Annotated in this window: 17 protein-coding genes; 6 read left to right on the top strand and 11 right to left on the bottom strand. The window is 61.4% G+C overall.

The features are described from left to right. Positions 1 to 437 precede the first annotated feature (437 nt). Together C481_RS01000 and C481_RS01005 are read left to right on the top strand one after the other, a co-directional pair. Positions 438 to 1988 (top strand): family 43 glycosylhydrolase, encoded by a 1551-nt coding sequence (locus C481_RS01000; RefSeq protein ID WP_049904283.1) that lies wholly within the window; start codon positions 438 to 440, stop codon positions 1986 to 1988. A gap of 57 nt (positions 1989 to 2045) precedes the next feature. Then, on the top strand, positions 2046 to 3617 hold the full coding sequence (locus C481_RS01005; RefSeq protein ID WP_006106879.1) for a family 43 glycosylhydrolase: 1572 nt from the start codon (positions 2046 to 2048) through the stop codon (positions 3615 to 3617). Positions 3618 to 4245: 628 nt separating this feature from the next. Here C481_RS01005 and C481_RS01010 read toward each other — a convergent pair. Together C481_RS01010 and C481_RS01015 are read right to left on the bottom strand one after the other, a co-directional pair. Next, entirely contained in the window at positions 4246 to 4698 is a 453-nt protein-coding gene (locus tag C481_RS01010) for a VOC family protein (RefSeq protein ID WP_006106880.1), read from the bottom strand. Between the two features lie 1174 nt (positions 4699 to 5872). After that, a complete protein-coding gene (locus C481_RS01015; RefSeq protein WP_006106881.1) occupies positions 5873 to 6694 on the bottom strand; it encodes an undecaprenyl-diphosphate phosphatase in 822 nt (273 codons plus the stop codon). 199 nt (positions 6695 to 6893) lie between these two features. On the opposite strand from C481_RS01015, the gene C481_RS01020 reads away from it, so the two are divergent. Further along, positions 6894 to 7361, top strand: coding sequence for a universal stress protein (locus C481_RS01020; protein WP_049904285.1), 468 nt, complete (start codon positions 6894 to 6896; stop codon positions 7359 to 7361). Between the two features lie 129 nt (positions 7362 to 7490). Continuing rightward, the gene (locus C481_RS01025) at positions 7491 to 8156 is read left to right on the top strand and encodes an HD domain-containing protein (protein WP_049904286.1); all 666 of its coding nucleotides are present in this window, start codon (positions 7491 to 7493) and stop codon (positions 8154 to 8156) included. A 27-nt stretch (positions 8157 to 8183) separates the two neighbouring features. Here the strand turns inward: C481_RS01025 and C481_RS01030 are convergent, their stop codons facing one another. The 5 genes from C481_RS01030 to C481_RS01050 all read right to left on the bottom strand — a co-directional run bounded on the left by C481_RS01030 (position 8184) and on the right by C481_RS01050 (position 12680). Next, on the bottom strand, positions 8184 to 9200 hold the full coding sequence (locus C481_RS01030) for an ABC transporter ATP-binding protein (RefSeq protein ID WP_006106884.1): 1017 nt from the start codon (positions 9198 to 9200) through the stop codon (positions 8184 to 8186). Positions 9201 to 9285: 85 nt separating this feature from the next. Then, positions 9286 to 10215 carry an ABC transporter permease gene (locus C481_RS01035; protein ID WP_006106885.1) on the bottom strand — a complete coding sequence of 310 codons (930 nt, stop codon included), beginning with the start codon at positions 10213 to 10215 and terminating at the stop codon, positions 9286 to 9288. Between the two features lies 1 nt (position 10216). Continuing rightward, positions 10217 to 11140, bottom strand: coding sequence for an ABC transporter permease (locus C481_RS01040; protein ID WP_006106886.1), 924 nt, complete (start codon positions 11138 to 11140; stop codon positions 10217 to 10219). A gap of 9 nt (positions 11141 to 11149) precedes the next feature. Beyond that, positions 11150 to 12292, bottom strand: a complete 1143-nt coding sequence (locus tag C481_RS01045; protein WP_006106887.1) for an extracellular solute-binding protein — start codon at positions 12290 to 12292, stop codon at positions 11150 to 11152. A 133-nt stretch (positions 12293 to 12425) separates the two neighbouring features. Further along, positions 12426 to 12680 (bottom strand): glutathione S-transferase N-terminal domain-containing protein, encoded by a 255-nt coding sequence (locus tag C481_RS01050; protein ID WP_006106888.1) that lies wholly within the window; start codon positions 12678 to 12680, stop codon positions 12426 to 12428. Between the two features lie 558 nt (positions 12681 to 13238). Between C481_RS01050 and C481_RS01060 the strand changes: the two genes are divergently transcribed. Next, on the top strand, positions 13239 to 13484 hold the full coding sequence (locus tag C481_RS01060) for a hypothetical protein (RefSeq protein ID WP_006106890.1): 246 nt from the start codon (positions 13239 to 13241) through the stop codon (positions 13482 to 13484). A gap of 389 nt (positions 13485 to 13873) precedes the next feature. Here the strand turns inward: C481_RS01060 and C481_RS01065 are convergent, their stop codons facing one another. After that, positions 13874 to 15478, bottom strand: a complete 1605-nt coding sequence (locus tag C481_RS01065) for an acetolactate synthase large subunit (protein WP_049904319.1) — start codon at positions 15476 to 15478, stop codon at positions 13874 to 13876. A 358-nt stretch (positions 15479 to 15836) separates the two neighbouring features. Next, positions 15837 to 16286, bottom strand: coding sequence for a universal stress protein (locus tag C481_RS01070; protein ID WP_006106892.1), 450 nt, complete (start codon positions 16284 to 16286; stop codon positions 15837 to 15839). 424 nt (positions 16287 to 16710) lie between these two features. Between C481_RS01070 and C481_RS01075 the strand changes: the two genes are divergently transcribed. Further along, a complete protein-coding gene (locus C481_RS01075) occupies positions 16711 to 19179 on the top strand; it encodes a cbb3-type cytochrome c oxidase subunit I (RefSeq protein WP_006106893.1) in 2469 nt (822 codons plus the stop codon). A gap of 162 nt (positions 19180 to 19341) precedes the next feature. Here the strand turns inward: C481_RS01075 and C481_RS01080 are convergent, their stop codons facing one another. Together C481_RS01080 and C481_RS23040 are read right to left on the bottom strand one after the other, a co-directional pair. Then, positions 19342 to 20694, bottom strand: coding sequence for an autotransporter outer membrane beta-barrel domain-containing protein (locus C481_RS01080; protein ID WP_006106894.1), 1353 nt, complete (start codon positions 20692 to 20694; stop codon positions 19342 to 19344). After that, positions 20691 to 23147: a thermonuclease family protein gene (locus C481_RS23040; RefSeq protein WP_394295593.1), complete on the bottom strand. Its 2457-nt coding sequence runs from the start codon at positions 23145 to 23147 to the stop codon at positions 20691 to 20693. The genes C481_RS01080 and C481_RS23040 overlap by 4 nt, the downstream gene beginning before the upstream one ends. Between the last annotated feature and the right edge of the window lie 1304 nt (positions 23148 to 24451).

Here is a 24451-nt window from a genome sequence, read left to right on the forward strand (position 1 = left end):
GCGAGTTCATCCAAGAAAGTGAGTGTATATTACAAAGGTACATCTGTAATCCACATCGGCCGGACTAGCTGGCAACATCGTCCCCAGAGCACGGACGCTGCAACTGAAACGCGACACTACCGCGTCTCGACGCAATACCCCGGGCGAACCGCCCCGCGGAACGAGCGAGTGACTATTCGCGGTCGAGTTCGATACGACGCCTCACCCTGTATTCTTCTTTGGAGAACTCTATTCTATTATAGCGAAACTCGTTCGGTATACGTCGGCGTACAGCGTGTGATTGTGCACCGACCGTGGCCACCGAACGCAACTGAACTCGGCCGAGCGCGAGCCGGCACCGCTGATGGCGATAATGGCGTCGTTTGTCGGATCGGTTACGGACGCGAAAACTGACGGGCACACATATTTATATAAATAGTCGGAATAATGATGGTCGCATGGTGCATAATAGCAATAGCCACAAACGACGCAACGTTCTCGCGGCGATCGGTGCAGGAGCAGTCGGTGCACTCGGATATCCGGGTGGAGGAACGCGTACAGCGAGGGCAGACAACGACGGGGATCACTATCACAACCCAGTCTATGCCGATCGCGTGTTTCCTGACCCGACCGTGGTCCGCGTCGATGATATGTACTACGCGTACGCATCGAACATGGAGAAAGACGGCGAGGATCAGGAGGAGATGGTTCCGATCGTGAAATCGGCGGATCTCCACGACTGGACGTACGTCGGGGAAGCCTTCGAAAGGTATCCGGACTGGCGCGACGACGATGCGTCGCTGTGGGCCCCGGACATCAACTACTACAACGGCCAGTACTACCTGTACTACTCCTACTCGACGTGGGGGAGTAGCGACAATCCGGGAATCGGTTTGGCGACGGCGACAACGCCCGAGGGGCCGTTCACCGATCAGGGACCGGTGTTCCGGGAGGACGAGTTGTCGATGACGAACGCCATCGACTCGGACTTTTTCGTCGTCGACGGAACCCCGTACATGGTCTGGGGGAGTTTCTACGGAATCTACGGCGTCGAGCTGACGCCGGACGGAACGGATTACGTGAACGGGACGACGGCCCACCTCGCGGGCGATAATCGCGAGGCGGCGAAGATCGTCGAAGCGAACGGCTACTACTACCTGTTTTACTCGACCGGCTACTGCTGTGAAGGCTACGACAGCACCTACGAGATAGAGGTCGGCCGATCGACGAACGTCCTCGGGCCGTACACCAACCAGAACGGGACGGACTTGCGAACCCTGAACGATCACAACAGCGGAGTAGCCATCGTGAGCGGCAACAGTCGGTTCCCCGGCCCCGGCCACAATACGGCGGTCCGCGACGATACCGACGGCCTGTGGCTCCTGTACCACGCCTACGATCGACGGGAGCCGGAGTACGTCGACGGGACGTGGAACCGGATCATGCTAGCCGATCGGATCAGGTGGGACAACGACGGCTGGCCGGTACTCGGGTGTGACGGAACGCCGACCGCCCAACACCCGCGATCTCGATCCGGCGACGAGTGTGCGACGACGGGTCCGCTTGCGGCGGGGACATACCGCGTCGCGAACGTCGAGACCGGATCTCTCCTGGAGGTGGCAGACGCCAGCACGAGCGACGGCGCGAACGTTCGGCACCACCCGGACACCGGACACCCGTGCCAGCAGTGGCGCGTTCACGACTGGGGAAACGAAGAGTACGCGTTAGAGAACGTCAACAGCGACCAACTGCTCGAGGTCGCCGGCGCCGATACGACCACCGGTGGAAACATCCAGCAGTGGCCGTCGAACGGCCACCCGACGCAACGATGGTTCTTCGTCGAAAACGGCGACGATACGTATCGGCTAGAGAACGTCAACAGCGGACTGGTTGCCGATACGGCGAGCGGATCGAACGACGACGGCGCGAACGTGCTCCAGCGGCCGTGGACCGGTGCCGATAGCCAGCGGTGGACGGTTTCTGGCGTGAACTCGGACGCACGTCGATAGCCGATCCGGACGCATCAACGAAAGATTATTAACTATATTTCTGGATTACAGATTCGGATGGCTGATAATAACAACCGAAGAGATCCGAATAGACGAACAGTACTGCAGACGCTCGGTGCCGGTGCACTCGGTACGCTCGGCGTAAGCGGAGCGAGCGACGCCGTCGAGGCATCACCAGATAGCTCGACGCACTATCACAATGAACTGTACGGGCAGCACTTCCCCGATCCGACGATCCATCGAGACGAAAGCGGAACGTGGTGGGCCTACGGCACGAACATGGATCGCGACGACGGGGCGGATGACTCGGAAGAGCTATTGGTACCGATACTGCGCTCGGACGACCTTCACGACTGGACGTACGTCGGGGAAGCCTTCGACTCGCGACCCGGCTGGACGTACGGTTCGGTGTGGGCCCCGGACATCCACTACGACGACGGCGAGTGGGTGATGTTTTACTCGCTGGAACCCCGACCCTGGGAGAGCGGCGAGTTCGGGATCGGGCTCGCGAAGTCCGACACACCAGATGGGCCGTTTACTGACTACGGCCAGGTTCTCGGTGACGAGGAGACGGGTGGTGGCACCATCGACGGCTACTTCGTCGAGTACGGTGGAACCCCGTACCTGTTCTGGGGAAGCTTCCAGGGGATCTTCGTGGCGGAGCTCACGGCCGACCTTCGGGACTGGAAGCCGGCAACACGACAGCAAGTCGCTGGAGAGGCCTACGAGGGCTCCACCGTGTTCTATCGCGACGGCTACTGGTACCTGTTCGTCGCAACGGGGACGTGCTGTGGCGGGTACGACAGCACCTACGAGGTCGAAGTCGGTCGATCACCGGATTTCTTCGGTCCGTACATCGACCCGTCCGGAACGGATCTGCGAACCTACGACGAGCACAACGCCGGCATCGCACAACTCACCGGAAACGATCGGTTTCCCGCCCCGGGACACGGCGACGTGACGGTCGATGACGCCGGCGACTACTGGTTCGTCTACCACGCCTACGACCGAGACGACGCCGAGTTCATCGACGGCGTCCCCGCTCGCCAGTTCTTCCTCGACCGCCTCGAGTGGACCGACGATGGGTGGCCGATCATCGGTGGCGATAAGACGCCGAGTCTGCAGTCACCGTTGCCGAACGCTGGCGATTCAGGTGCGGGCGCAGTCCCGAATGGAATCTACCGGATCGAGAACGTCAACAGTGGGAAACCGATGGCAGTCACCGCTGCCGGCACCGACGATGGCGACACTATCGAGCAGTCGGCATACGACGGTGGGGCACACCAGCACTGGTGGGTCGAGCACGTCGGCGGGGGAGAGTACCGCCTGATGAACCAAAACAGTTGGAAGGCCCTCGATGTGCCGGACGGATCGCTCGACGATGGCGAGCGACTCACCCAGTGGGCGTGGTGGACCGGCACGATGCAAAAATGGCGGTTTATCGAAAACGACGACGGGACCGTCCGAATCGAGAACCACAACAGCGGTGCCGTCATCGACGTCGCCGATGCGTCGATGGCCGATGGGGCCGATATCGTCCAGTGGTCGTGGAACGGTGGGGATCAGCAGCGCTGGACACTGTCGCTGATCGAGACGATCGATCCGACGACCGACGGCCGCCCCTGGTAAGTCGTTACAGGAGTATCGTCGCTGACGATCGCCCTCCGACGAAGGAAGCCATCGAACCTTCCAGGGACCACGGAAGCACGTGCACACGACCCGTCATGGCGACTCCCGTTCGTTGATCGGGACAAGTCATGACCCCGGAGTTCACTCTAGTCCCGACTGGGATTGTTCTCAAACTGATATCATAGCCGTCGTGTAATCAGGTGTACACTGACTTACAGTGGCGGCCATAGCATACTGCTTGCTAGCCGAGGAGAGGACACACTTCAGGACGAGTTCACGAACGCCGAACTCGGCTTCGATTCGGAGGGAAAGGGCTCTACTGAATCCCAAGACGGGGACGGGATTCAACGCTGAATCGCCCAGTTGCTGTTGTAGACGAAGACGACGGGGGGGCGAGGTCGCGGAACTGACGAAAACAGCCGCTAGCGTCGATTGTTTCGCGGATTGAGAGCTTGATCGCTGAGTTGACCGACTCGACGAGGGCTCGCTGATTGTAGTGATCGATCGACGGCGTACGGCCGAATGTAGCCGAGACGGGCGCCGCCGATGGCGTTGAACGAGGGATCCTCGTCCGTGATATCGCCGCTCGTCGCGGCCAGATATGGAAGTCGGAGAGCCGTACGGCCGCCTAGCTCGCTCCCTCGGAGTCGATCTGCTCGGCGAGTTCGACGATCAATCCTTCAGGACCGCGGACGTAGCAGAGCCGATAGGTGTCCTCGAAATCACGGATCTCGCCGACCGTGTCGAAGCCTTTGTCTCGCAGTTCGTCGACGATCGCGTTGAGGTCACCGACCGCGATAGCAATGTGGCGGATGCCCCGCCGGTTCGCCGGTAAGGGATGCGAACCCTCGTTGTCAGCCGGCGCATGGAACTTGATGAGTTCTAGCGCGTCGCTGCCGTCCGGCGTCCACACCATCACGATCTCCGCTCGGACGCCGTCGAGTCCGACGACCTTATCCACCCACTCGCCCTCGACCAACTCGCCGCCCTCGCGCTCGAATCCCAGATCGAGGAAGAAGGCGACCGTCGCGTTAAGGTCATCGACAACAACACCCACGTGATCGAGGCGCGGCAACTCCATATCATTCGCTCTCAGGCGTTCGGTTCTATTGAATCTTTAGCAATAATCCAAATAATCCGATAAGAAGGGGATAGCGAGGGAGTGGAACGATGTTATCAGTAAGATATATTCAAAACGAATAATTGTTAGTGCGATGAATCAACGAATCGTGTGAGGCAAGGGGTCAACCACGATGGTCCAAATTCAGATAAACGGGAACGGATTTGATTTCCCACTCCGTATCTCAACTCAAGAACGGTGTTCTGATCCGTGTCCTGAATTCAGAGAGAGAATTGAGGGGAGCGATGAGTTCGAATTTATCGGCATGTGGGGACCGTTTGTTAAAACGGCAAATAAAGAAACGATTGCCGTCGGTCACAAAATCGTACGAGTAGTTCTAAATACCGTCCTCGGGGGTGAGAGCGAACTAACCGGGACGAAAACGTGTGAAAAGTGGAACTGTACGAACGGAGCAACACACATAGTCGAGATTGATTCGGGGCACACTAGACAATGACCGTCAACTCAACGCCGTTGGGATTCAGTAGAGCCGAGGGAAAGATGAACCCGCAGTGAGGGGCCCATCGACTGGTTCACCGCCAGTGGAAAAGTACAGTATGTACAAGTCACCAAAGATCGAAGAGTTGTGGATATAGAGAATTAATAGCGGCCACTATGTAGTGAGGGAATTATTTGAGGGTAGAGAGTTGCGTTTTGTATCGATAAATGCCCGGTAGATGTGAGAAAATAAAATCTGGAATTGTTCACTAAATCATCCGCGAAGAATCTATCTTCCGGATCTCTCCCATCGATCCACTAGCCATACTAATTCTATACATCTACCATCAGTATTGAAAGCGCTTCACAACAGTATTCCCTCTCGGGAGGACCGATTCGGAGGGTAGGCGAATCCATCGTCGCCGATCACGGAGAGCAGAACTCTCCAAGCGACTGCGAAAATCACCGTTGCGTTTCGAACGTCTGCGGAGACTGCGCTCCCTACAGGAACCACGTCGGTTCCTGCAAAGCGCGTTCGCCGGATGTCGTCCGGCGGACTATCAGATGCAATCAGACAACGCCGTGGAACCAGGAATCTCGTCCGCTCACGGCAGTTTTACCGCCGTTCGCATGGGCCGTGAGACGAAGGACTCACGCTACTCTCGAGTAGCGATCGCGAACGAGGAGGGTGAGTAGGTCACACGAGTATCGAAACGGCACCGCCACCGACGATAGCGAGTCCACCCAATCCGAAGCAAACAGTCGAAAAGGAAATGCGGTCGACGACGCGAACGAGTGCATCGATCATAACGTATCCGACGCCTGCGCTGACGAGGAGCGCTGTCGCCGCTGCGGCGGGACTGATTCCAGGGAGACCACCGGCGCCGGCAACGGTGAGTGCTGCCCCGCCGAGACTGGCCGGAATCGAAAGGAGAAAGGAAAGCCGAAACGCGTCCGAGGGGTTGTAGCGTCGGAACAGAAGGGCACTGGTCGTCACCCCAGAGCGGGAAATTCCGGGAAGGATAGCAACGCCCTGAACGGCACCGACCAGTAGCGAGTCGCGTAGCGTCGGGGTCTCGCGAACTCCCATCGAGACGGACTCCGAAGTGTACTGGATACCCCCCGTAAGGAGGAGAAGGACACCGATGATCGTAATGAAGGCACCGCCGGTAAGTTGGCCCGCGAGATCAACGGCAAAGAGATAAAGCGGGATTCCGACGATGCCAGTCATCAGACATGCGATACCGAGATAGGACGTAATCGCATTGTCCCCGCGGTAGGCGGCGTCGGGACGCCACCCCGAGAGAGAGTGGAACGCAGTTTCGAGATCGTCACGATAATAACTGGCTGCGGAAACCGTCGTCCCGAGCTGGAAGAAGAGTGCGAGTTGGAGCGCCGTATCGGGATCGACATCCATCAGCGTCAGGACCAGCGCCAGATTTCCCTGGCTCGAAACGGGGAGCCACTCGACGATTCCCTGCACGATTCCGGCAACGATGGCGACAATGAATTCCCTCATGCTGATCGAGTTCTGAAAGCGTCCAACTGTCCGGCTTGTTCTCGTGCGGATCTATGAGAACAGTGCTATTAGTGGTGCCGATCCGAACTGTCGGTATTGGGAGAAGGGTATCGATACGCCACTCCGGCTGACGATAGATACTCGAAATAGAGTAAATATATGAAAAGGCATTTGCATCCGCCGTCCCGTGGCTAGGCAAATGGGTGTAGCGTCGATGAATCCGACCCTCGATACCATCGTTCTCGGAGTTGGTGAAGCCGATAGTTCCAGAAGCGAGACGCTCGTTGACGCCGTCGAAGAACTGGCGCGTCCGACCGACGCTCGCGTCGTCTTCGTCCATATTTTCGATCTGAAGTCCTACAAGGAAACGGTCGAACACGTACTCGATCATGAGACAGGTCGCGTCGATCCGAATGAGTTGGCCGACCAAATGTCCGTGGTTCGTGATATGAGAGACCAACTGTCGGACGAGATTCAGTATGAGACCCGGGCTGCAACGCGGAAGAAGGGCGACGGAATCGTTGCGATTGCCGAAGACGTTGACGCCGACCGCGTCGTTGTCGGCGGACACCGACGGTCGCCGTCCAGCAAGGCCATCCTCGGGAGTACGGTCCAGACGGTGCTGCTGAACGCGCCGTGTCCCGTCACTTTCGTCCGTGACACCTGATTCTCGAACGGTGGACTGCTGCTCGTGACATTCTCCGGAAAATCTGTGCCGAGCGAGGTCCGTTTCAGACCGCTGCTTGAGCGTTTCATAATCACTATAGTATCTAGGCGGTGACTGCTTATGCAAGCCATGGCGCAGGAATTGGTTCCGCTCGCTCGAGAGTTGTCGTTGCCCTACTACGAATCGGCGCTACCGGCGCACGACCGGTACCACGCCAATCGAGTTCGAACTCTTTCGCTGCGGTTAGCAGACGAATGCGAGGAACCCGTCGACAGGGCGGTCCTTGCCGCGGCGGCGTGGTTACACGATATCGGTCGCCCGCTCGAACGGACGGGTGAGATCGACGATCACGACGAGTGGGCCGCAACGGAGGCGGCAGCGCGTCTCGGAACCGAAGCGGTCTCGGCCGAGCGCATCGAGGCGATCACGCACTGTATCCGCACCCACAGCATTCGAGTGAGTTCACCGACGCCGGAGACGCTCGAAGCGAAACTGCTCTTCGATGCGGACAAGTTGGAAGCGGCTGGCGCGCGCGGTCTCGTGCGGTTGGCCTGTATCGTCGGCGAGAGATCGGGGAGAGCGGGCGAACGATACGCGGTGATCGAGAACGCGTCGGTTTCGGAACTGGAGAGGCCGGACTGTCCGGACGTAACGCTCCTTCGGGAGTGGGCAAGAGAACGGCTAGATCGATTGCACACGTCGCCCGGCCGGTCACTCGGACGGTCACGCTGGCAGTTTATGACCGAGTTCTTCGCGCAGTTCGAGCGCGAGATGGGGATCGAGGGTGAAGCGTAAGGGAAACCGCGGAAACCGACTCAGAGATCACTCGAGAACGTGAACGCTGGTATCGTCGATCGAGAGCGAGACCGTCTCTCCGGTCCGGTATGTTTCGGCGGCATCAGCGTGCAACGCCACCGTCGTTTCGTCCGGGAGCGTCGCAGTCAGTTGCGTTCGATCGCCGAGGTACGTCGCGCTCGTCACCTCCGCGTTGATCGGCCCCTCGCGCTCGAACTCGAACGCCTCGGGCCGTACTGCGACCGTAACTGTACCGTCCGTCGCGGCCGCGACCTCGAGTTCGGCGAACCCGAGATCGACGCGACCGTCTGCGGCAACCCCAGTGAGCAGGGTCGAGTTTCCGATGAAGTTCGCAACGAAGGCGTTTGCGGGGCGGCGGTAGATCGCCGACGGCGTCCCAACCTGTTCGACGGTTCCCGCGTTCAACACGGCGATCCGATCGCACATCGCCATCGCTTCCTCCTGGTCGTGGGTCACGTAGATCGCGGTGACGCCGAGGTCGGAAAGGAGGTCGCGGATCGCCGTTCGGAGCCGTGTCTTGAGCGCCGCGTCGAGCCCGGTCATCGGCTCGTCGAGCAAGAGGACGTGGGGTTCGATCGCGAGTGCTCGAGCAAGCCCGACGCGTTGCTGTTGCCCGCCTGATAGCGTCGTCGGCCGGCGATCAGCCAGCGCGGAAATATCGAGCATCTCGAGCAACGCACCCGCTCTCTCGCGGCGCTCGCGCCGGGGAACGTCGCGCATTTTCAGTCCGAACGCGACGTTTTCGCGAACGGTCATGGTATCGAAGAGCGCGTACGACTGGAACACGAGGCCGACGTGTCGCTCTTCCGGCGGGACGTGTGTGACATCGACGCCGTCGAAGCGAACTCGGCCGTGTGTCGGCGTCTCGAAGCCCGCGATGGTCCGTAACGTCGTCGTCTTCCCGCAGCCCGACGGGCCGACGATCCCGAGGATCTCGCCGTCGCGAATCGTCAGGTCGATGCCGTCGACGGCCAACTCGTCGCCGTACCGTTTGGTCAGCGACTCGAGCGTGACTTCGCTCATACGGTCTCACCGGCGACGCGGTCGGGGTCCGAAAACGGTCGGTGAACGGTTCGGTTGAAACGTCGGCTACTGGTATTCGTGCGTCTCATTGGTCTCGAATAGTTGTGAATCCTCGGTTGCCGATTAGCTGGAGAACGGCGATCGCGGAGACGACGAGCAGGAAGTACACCGAAACCGCCGCCGCCTGCTGCATATACGTCGCATTCGAGGTATTGCGGTAGAGGAAGACCGCAAACGGATCCGGACTACCGCTTACCACCATGAACGTGAAATTGAACTCCGCGGCCGCGAGCGTCCAGGTGATGATACAGCCCGCGAGGATGCCCCGCTTCGCGTGCGGAACGATGACCGTGAGAAACGTCCGCGGCCACGAGGCACCGAGCGATCGAGCGCTCTCCTCTAAGCGAACGAGGTCCATCGACTGAAATGAACTCTGCACCGTCAGCACCATGTACGGTGATTTGAGCAAGCAGTAGCCGGCGATCAGGCCCAGGGCGGAGCGGCCGTGGTTCGGATACGTCTGCACGAAGGCGAGTCCGAGAACCACGCCCGGAACAAGGGGTACAATCGCGAGCGTATTGAGCCAGTCTCGAGCGTAGAACTCGTATCGCGTGAGCGCGTACGCGATCGGAACGCCGATGACGACGTTCAGCATCATCCCGCCGGTCGCGATCGCGAGGCTGAACGCGAGCCCCGGAATCACGGCCATTTGATCGCCTCCCAACCCGAGCACGTCGCGCCAATGCTCGAAGGTTACAAATCCTCGCGGAAGGATTCCCGTTGCCGTCTCCGCGAACGAGGACACGAACGTCACGACGACCGGGACGCTGAGAACGAGCACGACGAGTGTGACGATCCCGAGAACGAGTGGCCGACCGACTCGGGTCGAGAGCGCTGGTCGTGACGGTGCCCACGCTTCGATCGTCGTCTCGACGCTGCCGCCATCGGCCTGCGAGTTCGGATCGACGCCGGCGTCGGATCGCGACCTGCGCTGTGGCTCCGCGTCGTCGCTCATATTAGATAGCCACCGTGTCGGTCCTGACGAACCGGAGCCCGACGAACGTGAACGCGACGATGAAGACGACGTAGACGAGGCCGATTGCGGCTGCCACGTCGGGTCTGTACGTCCCGACGCTGATCTCGCGCTGGATCTGCAGCGTGACGACGTGGTGACTCTGGAGGAGCAATACCGTGCCGAAGATCGCCAGTCCGGAGCGAAACGTAAGGATCGTTGCAGCGGCGATCCCGGGACGGATTTCGGGCAGCGTCACGTGATAGAACGTCTCCCAACGGCTCGCGCCGAGCGACCGAGCGGCTTCCTCGGCTTGCGTGTTGACCTCGGCATAGGTCCCCCGCAACACCATCGTCGCTCGCGGTACGAGCGAGTAGACGTAGCCGAGGAACAGCCCGGTAATGGCCGTTGCACTCGCGAGGTCGATCGCGCTCGTTCCGGTGACGGCCGCAATCGCGTTCGTCACCAATCCCTGTCGGCCGAGCATCGCGATGACCAAGATCGCGACGATAATTCCGGGCAGTGCGATCGGAAACGACACCGCCGCGACAACTGCACGCTCGAACGGGAGATCGTATCTCTCGAGGGCGTGTGCGACCGCGACGCCGAGGACGACGCTGACGATCGTTGCCAGTCCGACGAACCAGACCGTGTTCCACGCAACCCGCCGATACGTCGGCTCCGTCAGCAGCGTCCGCCACGCGTCGAGCGACCAGCCCTCGATCCAGACCGCGTCCGCTGCGACGCTCATTCGAACGAGCATCGCCAGCGGAACGAACCCCGCGACCGTCGCGAGCGCGAAAAACGGCAGGCACATGATCGCGATTCGCCGCCGCTCTCGCTCGCGCTCGGTCGTCGGTCTGGCGGTCGTCGACACGAACGTTCGAACTCGGCGCACCGACGCCGCCGTCGATTCCGGGACGGACATACTGCGATCTCACTGGGCCCCCTGCAGCGGCGTTCGGTCGACCAGTTCCGACTGAATCGCGTCTTGCTTCGAGACGAGTTCTTCCTGATCGACCGTAAACTGCGCCGCCTCGTAGGCCGACTGCGGAGGGAACTCGTCGGGCTGGTCGAGTTCGGCCGCTCGAATCGGCCGAACGTAGGCGTCGAAGAACAGTTCCTGGCAGTCGAGCGTCAACACGTAGTCCATGAACAGTTTCGCCGCCGCGGGATTGGGGGCGTTGCGAAGCAGCGCGTACCCGTACGGAACGTTCATCGCGCCCGGCTCGCCGTCCGGTCCCGTGAGGATCGCGACGTCGAGTTGATCCTCGTCGAACTCGTCGTTGTTGTACTTCAGGTTCAGGCCGGTATAGTCGTACTCGACGACCGTCGAGATTTCGCCGCTGGTCATCGGCCCCTCGACGTTTCGGCGGAAATCGGCCCCGTGGTCGGCGATCGCCTCGTGGTACTCGATCACCGGGTCGAGATCGTCCAAGTCGCCACCGTACGCGCTGTTGACCGACAGCGCCGACGCCTGCCCGTTCGCCGTGTGTGGCGGCGTGAACGCGAGGTCCTTGGCGATATCGGGATGCTTGAGGTCCTCCCACGTCTCCGGCGGTTCCAGCCCCCGCTCCTCGTACACGTCCGTCCGGTAGGTTACCGCGGTCGTCATCTGTCGCGTCGCGGTCACGTGACCGTTGTCGGTCTTGAGATCGTCGGGGACTTGGTCCCAGTTCGCCGGTCTGTAATCCGTCGTCAAGTCGTCGTTCATGGCTTCGAGACCGAACGAATACCCGCCGTTGTACGCCGAGTGCGTCGGGTTCTGGGCGTTCGCTCGCATATCGTCGAGCGCTTCGCCGGACGACCCCTGTGCATCGTAGAGGGAAACGCCGTATTCCTCCTCGAAGGCCTCCATGACGGCGTCCCAGTTCGACCACCCAGTCTGAACGCAATACAGTTGGAGTTCGCCGGGAAACGCGGCCGAATCGACGGTCGTCTCGTACTCGCCGTAGCCGACCGTATATTGCTCCCCGCCGCTATTGCCGAGGCTGCTCAGACACCCCGCCATCGCGAGCGAACTCATCGCGACTCCGGTCTGGAGAATCGATCGCCGTGCCGGTCCGTTTGCGTCGGACATTATCTGGTCACTCGCGAGAAAATAGTAACAATTTGCTATGTTCAGAACGGTGACCACAATAGCACGATATACCGATATCGAACGGATAGTATGGATATTGAGTTCGGCGGGAGATGCGCCTGCGTTTGGCTCGCTAGTCGTAGTGTTCGTCGAGGTATTCGATAATGTCGTCGCTCTCGTATATTTCGGTACCCCGTCGGTGATCGACCAGAAACGGGATTTGGTCCTCTCCGCCGATGTTCTCCATCTCGTCCAGCGTCTGTTGATTGCGAAGTTGCCCATCCGCCGTACGCGGGTTGTGAGTAACGTACGAAGCCCCGAGTTCCGTCAGTTTCTCGCGCACGTTCCCGCTGTACGGACAGTCCTCGGCTTGGTAGAGTTCGAGCATCGCACGTAGTGAGTCACCCGAATCGGTGAAAAAGATACGCCGGGAAGAATCAGGTGGGCCGGGGAAGGGATGCTATCGCGGGGTTCGCGGCCGCTGCTGAGCGCGGCCGACGCCGGGTTCGACGGCGTGAAATCCACTCGGAAGCACGATGTTCGGGGCCGGAACGGTGACACAGTCTTCTCGCGGATTCGTCCTCCGAGGAGAGCGGGGTGCGAGACACGGAGTCGATCGAACGATCTCCGCATCGCTCGCTGCCGGCGATCCGGCTATCTTCGGCGTAATGTGACCACGAATACTTCGACCGGGATCTGTCGCCTTAGCCGCGATCGCGGCGATCGGTCTCGGTCTGCCGGTTCGGATGCCGGGCGCAGAGTCGCGCTCAGCCGGCAATTCGACGTTCACCCACTGTTCGTTAGGGACGAGCGGCCGGACGACAATCTCGAGAGCAAGATTGGAACGACGATCACGATCACGGAACGGGACTGAAACGCTTGCGGCTGTTCTCATACGGCCTGCAACACGACAACGCATATTAGTATCACGTTCTTTTAAACAATCATGGCTACCAACCAGCCGGACGTGCAATCTCACGCGGAGGAAAAGCGGCCGGAGATCCCCTTCGCAGCCCTCGTCATCCAGGTGACCCTTGCATCGATGACCGCCTTCATGCTGCTCGGGTGGAGTCACTTCACTCTTAACGCGATACTCGATTCGAACCAGACGGTTACAGCGTACGTCTCGTGGCTCCCTATCGTGATTGCAACGGGCGCAACCGCCTACCTGATCAGCCGTCTGTACGAGTAAGGACTCCCAATTCCCCGCTGAAACAGTACGCGGGTCTCGGCCACCCGCTGAACTCTTCCGGAGCAACGCCACCGCCATCTCCGCTCATCAGTTCCCGTTCGAACGTGCCGTTCCCGAGAGTTCCATCGTAGCGAGGTGAACTCGAGTTCATCACTCAAAGCTGACCGAAACCGTAGCTGAAAAGCGGTCTCGCACCCTCAAATTGCGACTCGTCCGCTTCCAGAACTCGTGTGCGGACAGTCGGGAGAGCGTTCGACGGAAAAATACCGACCGAGGAGAGCCAGAACTAGACAGTTCCGGACGTTCATAGTAATGATATTTCTTCCCCATTTCTGTATCGAAAATGTATACCGAAGTCGTCTACTTCGGTTTGTGAGCCGAAGCGGAGATCAGCCGCTCAACTCCGAACGGGAGACATCCAAACGCAACTCGATCAGCGTCAACTCGTCCGACGGAACCGCGTCGGCGAACGCGCGCTCGACCTCGTCCCACGTCTCGGGACGGCGCGCTTCGATACCGAAGCTCTCGGCGAACGCCACGAAGTCGGGGTTGGTGAGCGACGTTCCCGTGTACTCGCCGCGGTGATCGATCTGCTGGGTGGAGATGAGTCCGTAGTCGTCGTCGGTGAAGACGACGATCGTGAACTCGCAGCCGAGTCGGGTCGCGGTCTCGATCTCCGCGGCGTTCATCAGGAAGCCGCCGTCGCCGGTCCCCGCGACCACGTTCGTATCGACGGCGAGGTCGGCGGCGAGCGCCCCGGGGACGGCGATGCCCATGCTGGCCAGTCCGTTCGAGATCACGCACGTATTGGGTTCGTAGGTCGGGTAATTCTGTGCGATCTCGAGTTTGTGGTGGCCCACATCGGAGATGAGCACGTCCTCGTCGGCCAGAGCCTCACGGAGCAGTGGGAGCGCGTTCGTGACGGTAACGGGATCGGTCGAGTCGGGGGGAGCGGTAACGTCCTCGAGGATTCGGTCGTGGCGATCCGCACACCACAGCGAACAGGCCGTCGCCGAGAGGTGGTCGCCGATCGCTTCGAGCGATGCACCGACGTCCGCGACGATCTCCACGTCGGGATTGTAGTGGCGGTACACCTCGGCGGGTTCGTGATCGACGTGGACGATCTCCGTCTCGAGATTGGGGTTCCACGCCGCCGGATCGTGTTCGGCGATATCGTAGCCCACGGTGACGACGCAGTCTGCCAACTCGATCGCGCTGGCTGCTTCATCGTCCGGCCCGGAGTCGAGGGTTAGTAGCGAGGCCGGCTCGCGGTCTGAAATCGCCCCCTTTGCCATGTACGTGGCGACGACCGGAATACTCAGCCGATCGACGAACGCACGCAGCCGATCCGACGCGCGAGTTCGTACCGCGCCGTTGCCCGCGAGGAGTATCGGGCGCTCGGCGTCTTCGATCACGTTCGCCGCTCGGACCGCCGATTCGGTATCCGGGTCCGGGCGGCGCACCTGTTTACGTGCGAGGATCGGGCTCGCGTCGATGGGTTCGCCGGCGACGTCCTCGGGGAACTCGAGGTGGGTTGCGCCCGGCTTCTCGTACTCGGCGAGTTTGAACGCCTTGCGGATCGACTCGGGGACGACCTCTGGCGCGGCGATCTGGGCGTTCCACTCGACGATCGGCTCGAAGATGTCGACCACGTCGAGCGCCTGGTGACTCTCCTTGTGGAGGCGCTCGCGGCCGCCCTGACCGGTGATCGCGACGACCGGGCTCTTGTCGAGTTGGGCGTCAGCGACGCCGGTAACGAGGTTCGTCGCACCGGGTCCAAGCGTCGAGAGACAGACGCCCGCCTCGCCGGTGAGCCGCCCGTGTACGTCCGCCATGAACGCCGCGCCCTGTTCGTGGCGAGTCGGCACGAACGTGATCGAGGACTCCCGCAGCGAAAACAGGAGGTCCTCGATCTCCTCGCCCGGCAACCCGTAGACGTACTCGACACCCTCGGCCTCGAGGCACGCGACGAGGAGGTCGGCTGCGGTCGGCACGATGCTCACTCCGAGGGGACGATGATGTCCGCGGTGTGCTCGCCCCTCGTTCCTCTCTCAATTGCCTCGACGCCACTTTCGTCGGTTCTCAACGTGCTAGTTGCCATTGCCGTAGTTCCCACTCCGAGTGCCAAAGATCCACACCCGGCGAATGAACCGTCACATCCCTCTCGGTGAGCAGCGTCCCTGATACTGCCCCGGTCTACGGTATACAACGCGGCGCGCCTCACCCAGCGTGTATAATAGCTCGATCAAGCACCACAAGACAGGCGGAAATGACGTGATTACCCGGCGTTTCGAACTCGATTGGTCGTGGCGGCACAGAGAACGAGTTCGTCCAGCCGGGACCACTGTGCTCCTACTCGGCAGTCGGCGTTCGTTCTCGAATGACCGTCACTGAGCCAGGCGACCGGCGGACAACCCGTTGAGCGACGCTTCCGAGCAGGAATCGCCGGAACCCGCGTCGGCCGTGGCTGCCGAGGACGACGTGATCGATATCGTGATCCTCGGCATAGGTGATGATCGTCTCGGCGACCGTTCCGACCTCTATCGCCGTCGTGATTTCCACATCGTATTCGGCGGCGATTTCCGTCGCGGCTGCGATAATCTCATTGGCGGCCTCTTGTGACCGTTCGAAGGCCTTTTCCGCGGAGAAGATGCCGTCGATACCGTCCGAACCGGCCCACTGACGCGGATCGTTCACGTACAGAACGCGGATCGATGCGTCGTCGTACGTCGAGAGCGCGTGGCGCAATGCGGCGGTCGCCTGTGGCGAGTCGTCGAACGCGGCGAGGATCGTGGATGGCATGTGTCGTTCATGGCGAACCAGCGGTAAAGCGTTCTATTCACGACGGGCGAACAGACACAATCCGTGAGAGATGCCACAGCGTGTCTGCCAGCAGCAATTCAACTCGACTTCGACCTGCTCACGTCTCAAACTGGCCCGACTACACGCTGATAAGTAACTGGTGCTAGCTAGTTATTCGTATATCTGCTCTGGCCCGTGAAAGGAGGGGGCATACACTCCCAACGCTCGTATTCTGAATGAGAGACGAAGGCGTCAGAATCCGCTTCTGGGCAGTTTCGAAGCACCGACATGACACCCCTGAGAGCCCAACGGGGTGTTATATGGCTCTCTATCGCGGGTATGTTGGTGATGACCCGTGCTCGTGCTTGGGCGAAAGCGAATCGCTGGGGGGAACACGGTATGAGAGACGAGCGAGGGGGTGCCGGTGAGTGAACTCCCGCCGCGGACGACCATCAAGCGATGGCTGGTCACGACCAACCACAAAGATATCGGGATTCTCTACCTTATAACGTCCTTATTCTTGATCGTCGTCGGCGGCGTACTCGCGATACTATTCCGCATCCAGATGTGGGAATCGGGCGGGATCGGTCTGCTTGATCCAACCCAGTTCAATCAGGCGGTGTCCGTCCACGGGCTCGCGATGATCTTCTGGGTCATCTCCCCCCTTGGCGTCGCGTTCGCAAACTACATCGTCCCCTTGCAGATCGGCACTCAGGACCTCGCGTTTCCACGGTTGAACGCGCTGAGTTACTGGTTTTATGCGTTTTCGGCACTACTGCTCATTCTCTCGTTCTTTCAGGATGCAACGTGGTCCAGCGGCTGGTATATGTACGCACCGCTCAATGTACCGATTTACAATCCGGCCCAGGAGATGACTGCGGGTGGGACCGCAGCGGTCCTCGCGCTGACGCTGTTCGTTATGTCGGTCACGCTAGGATCAGTGAACTTTCTGACGACCATTCATCGGTGCCGCGCCGAAGGAATGGGGTTGTGGAATATGCCCTTGTTCACATGGGCGACGCTACTGACCGTGTGGATGATGCTGTTCGCCTTTGCATCACTGCTTGCTGCACTCTTGCTCTTGATTAGCGACCGTATTTTCCTCACCCAATACTTCGCGACGAACCAGGGATCGAGCCTATTATGGGCACATCTATTCTGGTTTTTCGGCCATCCGGAGGTGTATATCGTCTTCTTCCCTGCATTGGGCATCATGCTCGAAACGTTTCAGACGTTCACCGGGCGTCGGCTCGTCGGACGGAAATGGATCATCATCGCGATGGTCCTGGTGGCCGTCCAGTCCTTCCTGGTCTGGATGCACCACATGTTTCTGACGACAATCAACCTCGAAATCAAGACGCTGTATATGGCGACGAGTATTGGGATCTCACTCCCGTTCGACTTGATCGTCTTCTCACTCATTTATACGATGATCAAGGGACGAGTTCGGTTTACGACGCCGTTCCTGTTTAATCTCGGTGCGCTGGTCTTGTTCATCCTCGGAGGGATCACGGGGGTCTTCCTCGGTGCGGTCGTACTCGACTACGAGTTCAGGGGGACCTACTGGGTTGTTGCTCACTTTCACTACGTGATGGTTGCCGGAATTACCGCGCTGATCGGCGGAATCTTCTACTGGTGGCCGAAGATCACCGGAAAGATGTACGACGAAACGCTAGGAAAGCTTAGCTTCGTAGTCTACTTTATCGGCTTTAACGTACTCTACTTCCCGATGTTTCTCGCGTGGGAGACGCCGCGGCGCGTCTTCGAATTTAATACAGCGTTTACGGTCTATCACCGAGTGGCGACCGTGGGGGCATTGATCCTCGGTGCGTCCTATCTTATCATCTTCTACACGCTCGGTAAAAGTCTCCTCACCGGTCCGGATGCACCCGGCAATCCGTGGACGTTCTCGCGGACTGCAGAATGGGCAACGACCTCACCGCCACCACTCGAAAATTGGCCGAACCGACCCAGTTACAGCAGTGGGTCCCTCGAGTTCGTCGACGATACACCGACGACAGCTGACGGCGGCCGGACAGCAAACGGCGGCGAAATCGAACAGGCCGGCTCGCTCGAGTCGGAGCATACCGATCACGGAAGCATTTGGCCGTTCGGAATCGGAGCGGGGATGTTCGTTACATTCCTCGGGTTATCGGGGATAACACCCTGGGTCGCCGATTTCGCCACCGCACGCGGGGTGGAGATTTCTGAAACCGGGTCACCGGACTTCATCCATCCAGTGCTCGTACTCGTCGGTATCGGGATAGTGGGATACACGCTCTTCGAATACGGACGCGAGCGGTTCAACGCGCCCGAGATGGCCATTGCCGAACGATGGCCGTTCGAAGGAATCGGAACGACGAAGCTCGGCGTCTGGTTTTTCATCGCATCGGACGTTCTCGTCTTCGGCGCTGTCATCGGGGCGTATATCTTTATGCGGCTGCACGCCGGCTGGAACGAGTTCGAAACGGTCCCGCCCTCTGCGACTATCGGGTTGATCAACACCTACGTCCTGCTCACCTCGAGTTTTACTGTCGTCCTCGCACTGGAGATGGCCGGGCGAAAAAACGAACGCGGACTATTGGTATCCTTAGGAGCGACGGTATTGCTCGGGCTTACGTTCCTCAGTATCAAGGGGTACGAGTGGGGACAAGAGTTCGCCCACGGGATCTATTGGTTCTCCGAACTCCAGTACTCGATTTACTTCGTGACGACCGGCCTCCACGCGTTCCACGTGATCCTCGGTCTCCTCATCGCGGGGTTCATGATCTACCGTATCGTGACGCTCGGTGCCTATCTCGAGGACTACCGCCCGGTAGAGTACTTCGGCATCTACTGGCACTTCGTCGATATCGTCTGGGTGATCCTCTTTCCGTTGTTCTATCTCATGTAGGGTTTCGGATCGGATTGGCGGACTGAATCGCGGGTGCACCACACCAAAACGAAACGGAAACGGAAACGAGTCGGCCGCGAGGCGCGCTCAAACCGGAGTCAGTAGCGACTGCGAGCCGGCACCGGCGCTCGAATCGGCTCCGGTTTCGGCCTCAGCTCCGACTCACGCGCCGGAAGGCAGGTCGCCGATCGAAATGTCGCCCTCGACCAGGCGGTCCGGGACGGCGAACGTTTGGGTAACGGCGTCACCGACGAGATCGCCGCCGACGGTCGCGCCGCCGGCGAGTCGAACCGTCGCTGCGGTCGCGAATGACACCGGTCCGTCAACGGTCGCCCCGCCGCGGGCCTCGAACGTTTCGAGTTCAGCGCCGACCGTCACGGTGCCGACGGTCGAGCCGCCGGTCAGTTCGATCCGAGACGCGGTGTTCTCGACGGCGAGTTCACCGATCGAGCCGGAGCCGGCAACCGTTACGTCGCCGATGTCGGCCGCCTCGACGCTGCCGTCAACGGCCGCGTTACCTCGAACCGTGAGCGTCTCGGCGGAGTCGACGGCCACGGCATCAGTGACGGTCCCGCTGCCCCGGAGCGCGATGTCACCGCGAACGTCGCCGCCGACGAGAATCCGCTCGACAGTGGCTGCGCCGCGAACGACCACGTCTCCGCCGACATCGCCCGCGATGAGCACGTCGCCGCCGATCTGCGTATTACCGGCGAGCACGACATCGCCCTCGACGTCGCCGTAGACGACAACGTCATCGTCGACGGCCTCGCTCTGGAAGCGCAACTCGGTGACATCCTCGCCGCGGTCCGCAGGAATATCGGAACCGGACGAGTTCGTCGTGAACTCGGTAGCGACCGTTTCGTTGGCCGTCACGGTTACCGTCGTCGTCTCGGTTTCGGTGCCGTTACCGGTGAGCGCGCGGAGATCGTAGGTTCCCGGTTCCACGCCGTCGATCGAGACCGAGCCGTCGGCACTGACCAGTCCAGTTCGGTCAGGTCCGAACGCGTCGTCGCCGGTTACGGTCACCCACGTTCCGTCCGGAAGTAGTTCGCCGGCGTCGTCCGTGACGAGCGCATCGATTGCGCCCGTCGCCGCCGACTCGACTTCGAACGTTGCTTCGGCCCCGCTCCCGCGTTCCGCAACATCCACGCGTTCGGTCGCCGTCGCGCCGTTTTTCGCCGTCACGGTGACGGTATACGTCCCCGGTTCGGGAACGGGTATCGAAGCGGCGCCCGCGGCGTCGGTCGTCACGAGTTCAACCGCGTCGGTCGGGCCGTCGAGTTCGGCGACGACGGTCGTCTCCGCGAGTGCGCTACCGCCATCGTCGGCGAGGACCGTTGCGGCGAGAACAGGTCCCGCATCGGCAGTCGACCCGACGGGTGTCGGTTCCGCGGCGTCGGGCGTCGGTGAACTCGCGCCGGTAGCGAGAACTGCCGGAACGACGGGTGCGACGGCGACCGTGCCGGCGATTAGGACGAGGAGGGTTGCGAACGTCCAGCGACGTTGCGCGCTCATGGTGCGATCACCCGACGTTCCTGCTCCCACGCCTGTACGGCGGCGTCGAGCGTTTCGCGGTCGATACGACCGGCGGACCAGTCCTCGATAGCTCCGTCGACTGCGGGGCGAATGATGATTCCCTCGTCATTGGCGAGGTGTTCGAGATACGTTCGCTGTTGGGGATCGAGATGGCCGAGCGCGTCGTCACCGACCGGCGAGAACAGCGGATACGAGCGATCGAACGTGCTCGTCACCGGCAGTGTCGCCTCGCCGGCGAGATTGTCCGCGGCGTCGACGATGCGGTCGTCGTTGAGTCGGAGGTCGGAGCCGAGGCCGGCGGCGACGGCGTCGAGGTTTTCACGGTGGTCGGCGCTCGCCGCCGTCGAACCGACGAGGATCACCGCACCGCCGTCGTCGCGGTACTCGCGGAGTGCGTCGAGTTCAGTCCCGGTGTAGGCCCGCCCCGGTGCGGTGAGGAACGCGGCGGTCGGCTCGTCCGCCTCGGGAAGTGTGGTCGCGACGTCGTTGAACTGCCGGAGCCGGCCGCCGATGCCTTCGACGAAGCGGAGGAAGTACTGCATCCGCTCCAGCGAGAGCGAGCCCGACACGTCGAACTGGGCGTGTCCGCCCTCGACGAGGAAGTCGCCGTCGTTGTGCGAGAGGTATCGCGCGAGGTTCGTTACGAGCGGGAAGTTGCCGTAGCCGCCGGTGTCGACCGGGAACCCCTCCAGTTCCTCGTAGGCCTCGTTGAACAGCAGCCCGCCGACCATCGCGACGCGATTGTCGTGATCGACCCCGATCAGGGGCGCGTCGTCGTACGCGTCGAAGCTGCCGCCGGAGAGCGGTTCCTGATCGGCATCCGGACCGGCTGCGACGGGAACGCGGTCGGCCGCGAGCGGCCCGGAGTCGGTCGTGATGCTGGACGCTCGCGGGACGTACACCTCCTCGACGGGATCGTTGCGGTGCTCGGGGACCGCGTCGAAGTCAGCCGCCGACCAGACGCCGCGCCCGTCGGCGAGCGCGGTCTCCTCGACGGCCGCGAACTCGTCGTGGCGGCCGAATCCGGACGAGTAGACGCGGGCGTATCCCTCCGCGACCATCTGCCGATTGTACTCGACCGAGTACTCCCCGGTCCCGGGATCGGCGTCGAAATCGTCCGGATCGTAGTGCATGTACCCGAGCAGCCGTCCGTAGTTGCCCCGGATCGGCTCGACGTCGTCGAAGGTGAGCTTGATCCGCCGTCCCTCGACGTCGGTGTCGCCCGTGTCAGTGCCGTCGGGCGTCATAACGTCGAGGGCGAACGCGGTCGCGTTCTCACCCCACTCGTTGAGGTGCGCTATGTCTTCGACGCCGAACCACTCGTGGATTTCGTTGGAAACGTCTCCCGTCTCGGCCGTATCGAACCCGAGGTGGCGGACCACGTCCCGATACTCGTACTCGCTGTCGAACTCCACCTCGACGGTGTCGCCGTCGAACACGCGCACGACGCGGCCGTAGTACTCCTCGTCCGGATCGAACTCGATGCCGATCGACTCGTCGCGGTCCGCGAAGTAGTCGAACGCGGTGTTTACGTTCGTCGTCGTGATGTCGAACTCGCCGTCGCCGTCGTTCACCTGGTCCGAGTTGAACCGGAAGTCGAGTTCGAGCGCGTCCGCGATGGCGTTCAGGTTTGCCGTTTCGTCGAAGCCGGTCTCGGAATTGCCCTGGCCGCCGAAGTCGGACTCGTCGAACAAGAAGAGCGCGCCGCCGTCGGCGACGAACGCCCCGAGTTCGTCGAGTTCGGACTGGGAAAACGCGGTCGACGGCGAGGAGACGACCAGTCCGTCCGCCTCGTCGAGACCGGGTGCGCCCACGCCGTCGAACACGTCGAACCCGTCGTTGAAGTTCGCGGTCGTGGGAACGAACGCGGCACCGTCGTTGTGCGTCTCGTCTTCGACCTGGTCAGCGTTGAACCGGAAGGCGACGTCGAGTTCCGCGGCGATGGCGTTGAGCGTCGCCGTCTCCTCGTTGGTGAACTCCGATTCGTCCAGAAGGAACACCGCGCCGCCGCCGGCGACGTGAGCCGAGAGCGCGTCGAGTTCAGGTTCGGAGTATTCCTCGCCGGGCGAGGGAACGACGACCGCATCGGCGGCATCGATGGTCGCGCCGTCCGACGATCCGTCGAAGAACTCGAACGCACCGTTGACGTTCGTCGTCCGGAGTACGAACGGGGCCCAGTCGCTGTGTTCCTCGTCGACGACCTGGTCCGAATTGAACCGAAAGTCGAGGTCGAGCGCCGCCGCGAGGTCGTTCAAGGGTTCGGTCGCGTGACCGTCGTAATCGGCCTCGTCGTGGATGAATACGGCACCGCCGTCGGCGACGAACGCCTCGAGCGCGTCGCGTTCGGCCGCCGAAAACGCCTCCCCGGGCGTCGTGATCATCACGAGATCCGCATCGTCGAGGTCGGCCGCGAGGTCGTCGGTCGCTCCCACGTCGAAGCCGCGGTTCGACGCANATCATCACGAGATCCGCATCGTCGAGGTCGGCCGCGAGGTCGTCGGTCGCTCCCACGTCGAAGCCGCGGTTCGACGCGAGCGCCTCGAGTTCGGCGTAGTCGTCGAGCGCCAGCGCCTGCCCGTGACTCTCGTCGTAGTAGACGGTCCCCGGCCCGTCGAGTCGATCCTCCCAGGCGGTCACGAGGAACTCGCGGGTGGCGTCGACGTCGCTCTCGTCGGTCGCAAACGGCGCGCCGATTCCGACGACGGCTCCGTCGACCGCAACCAGCGGAATGTCCGCATCGACGCCGACGTAGCTGACGTATCCGTCGTCGTTCTCGTCGACGTTCTCAGCCGTCGACTCGGCCCAGACGGCGACGAGCGAGTCGTCAGTGAGCGGGTCACCGTCCGCATCGAGCAGGCTCGCCGTCGAGAAGAACTCGAGTTCGTCGATTCCGACCCCGCCGTCGCTTCCGAGCAAGTCCTCGGTCGCCTCGAAGTCGTAGCCGTCGTCCTCGACGGCGGCCGCGAACTCGCCGAACGTCGAGGAATCGTAGTAGCTGTCGTGGGCGTCGTCCCACAGGATCGTGCCGCTCTCGCCGATCGTCTCGGACAGCAAGTTGCGCACGAACTGCTCGTTGGACTCTGTGAGATCACCGTCCTGGAGCAGCTCCGGCGTCCCGAATCCGACGACGGACTCATCTCGGGAGACGAGCGGAATCGCTTCGTCCTCCCCGTAGAGGTACGATGCCGAATCGCCCGCGTCGTCGACGTTCTCCGCAGTCGACTCCGCCCAGACGAGCACGTGAGCGGGATCGGTGAGCGGACCGCCGCCCGCGGCGACCTGACTCGCCGTCGAGGGAAACAGCAGTTGCGCGCCGCCCAGGATATCGGTCGTCGACCGCAACTCGTAGCCCGCGTTTGCGGCGTACTGCTCGAAGGAGTGGTAGTACTCGAGGGCCAGTTCGTGAAACTGATCGTGGCCCTCGTCCCACAGGACCGTCCCCTCCCCGCCGATTTTGGCGTCGAAGAGATTGAGCATGAACTCCTCGTTTCCAACGTCGAAACCGCCCTGATCGTCGCTGACGAACTCAACTGTGCCGAGCCCGACGACGGAGTCGTCTTCCGAGACGAGCGGAATATCGTTGGCCTCGTAGACGACCGTCTCCGGGCCGTCATCCGTCGTCTCGAAGTTGTACGCGGTCGGTTCCGCCCAGACGACGACGGTCTCGTCGTCCCCGAGTTCGCTCTCGCCATCCGGTGCGATCTGACTCGCTGCGGAGTAAAACGACAGCGCCTCG

The sequence above is a fragment of the Natrialba asiatica DSM 12278 genome, assembly GCF_000337555.1.
GTDB classification, from domain to species: Archaea; Halobacteriota; Halobacteria; order Halobacteriales; family Natrialbaceae; genus Natrialba; species Natrialba asiatica.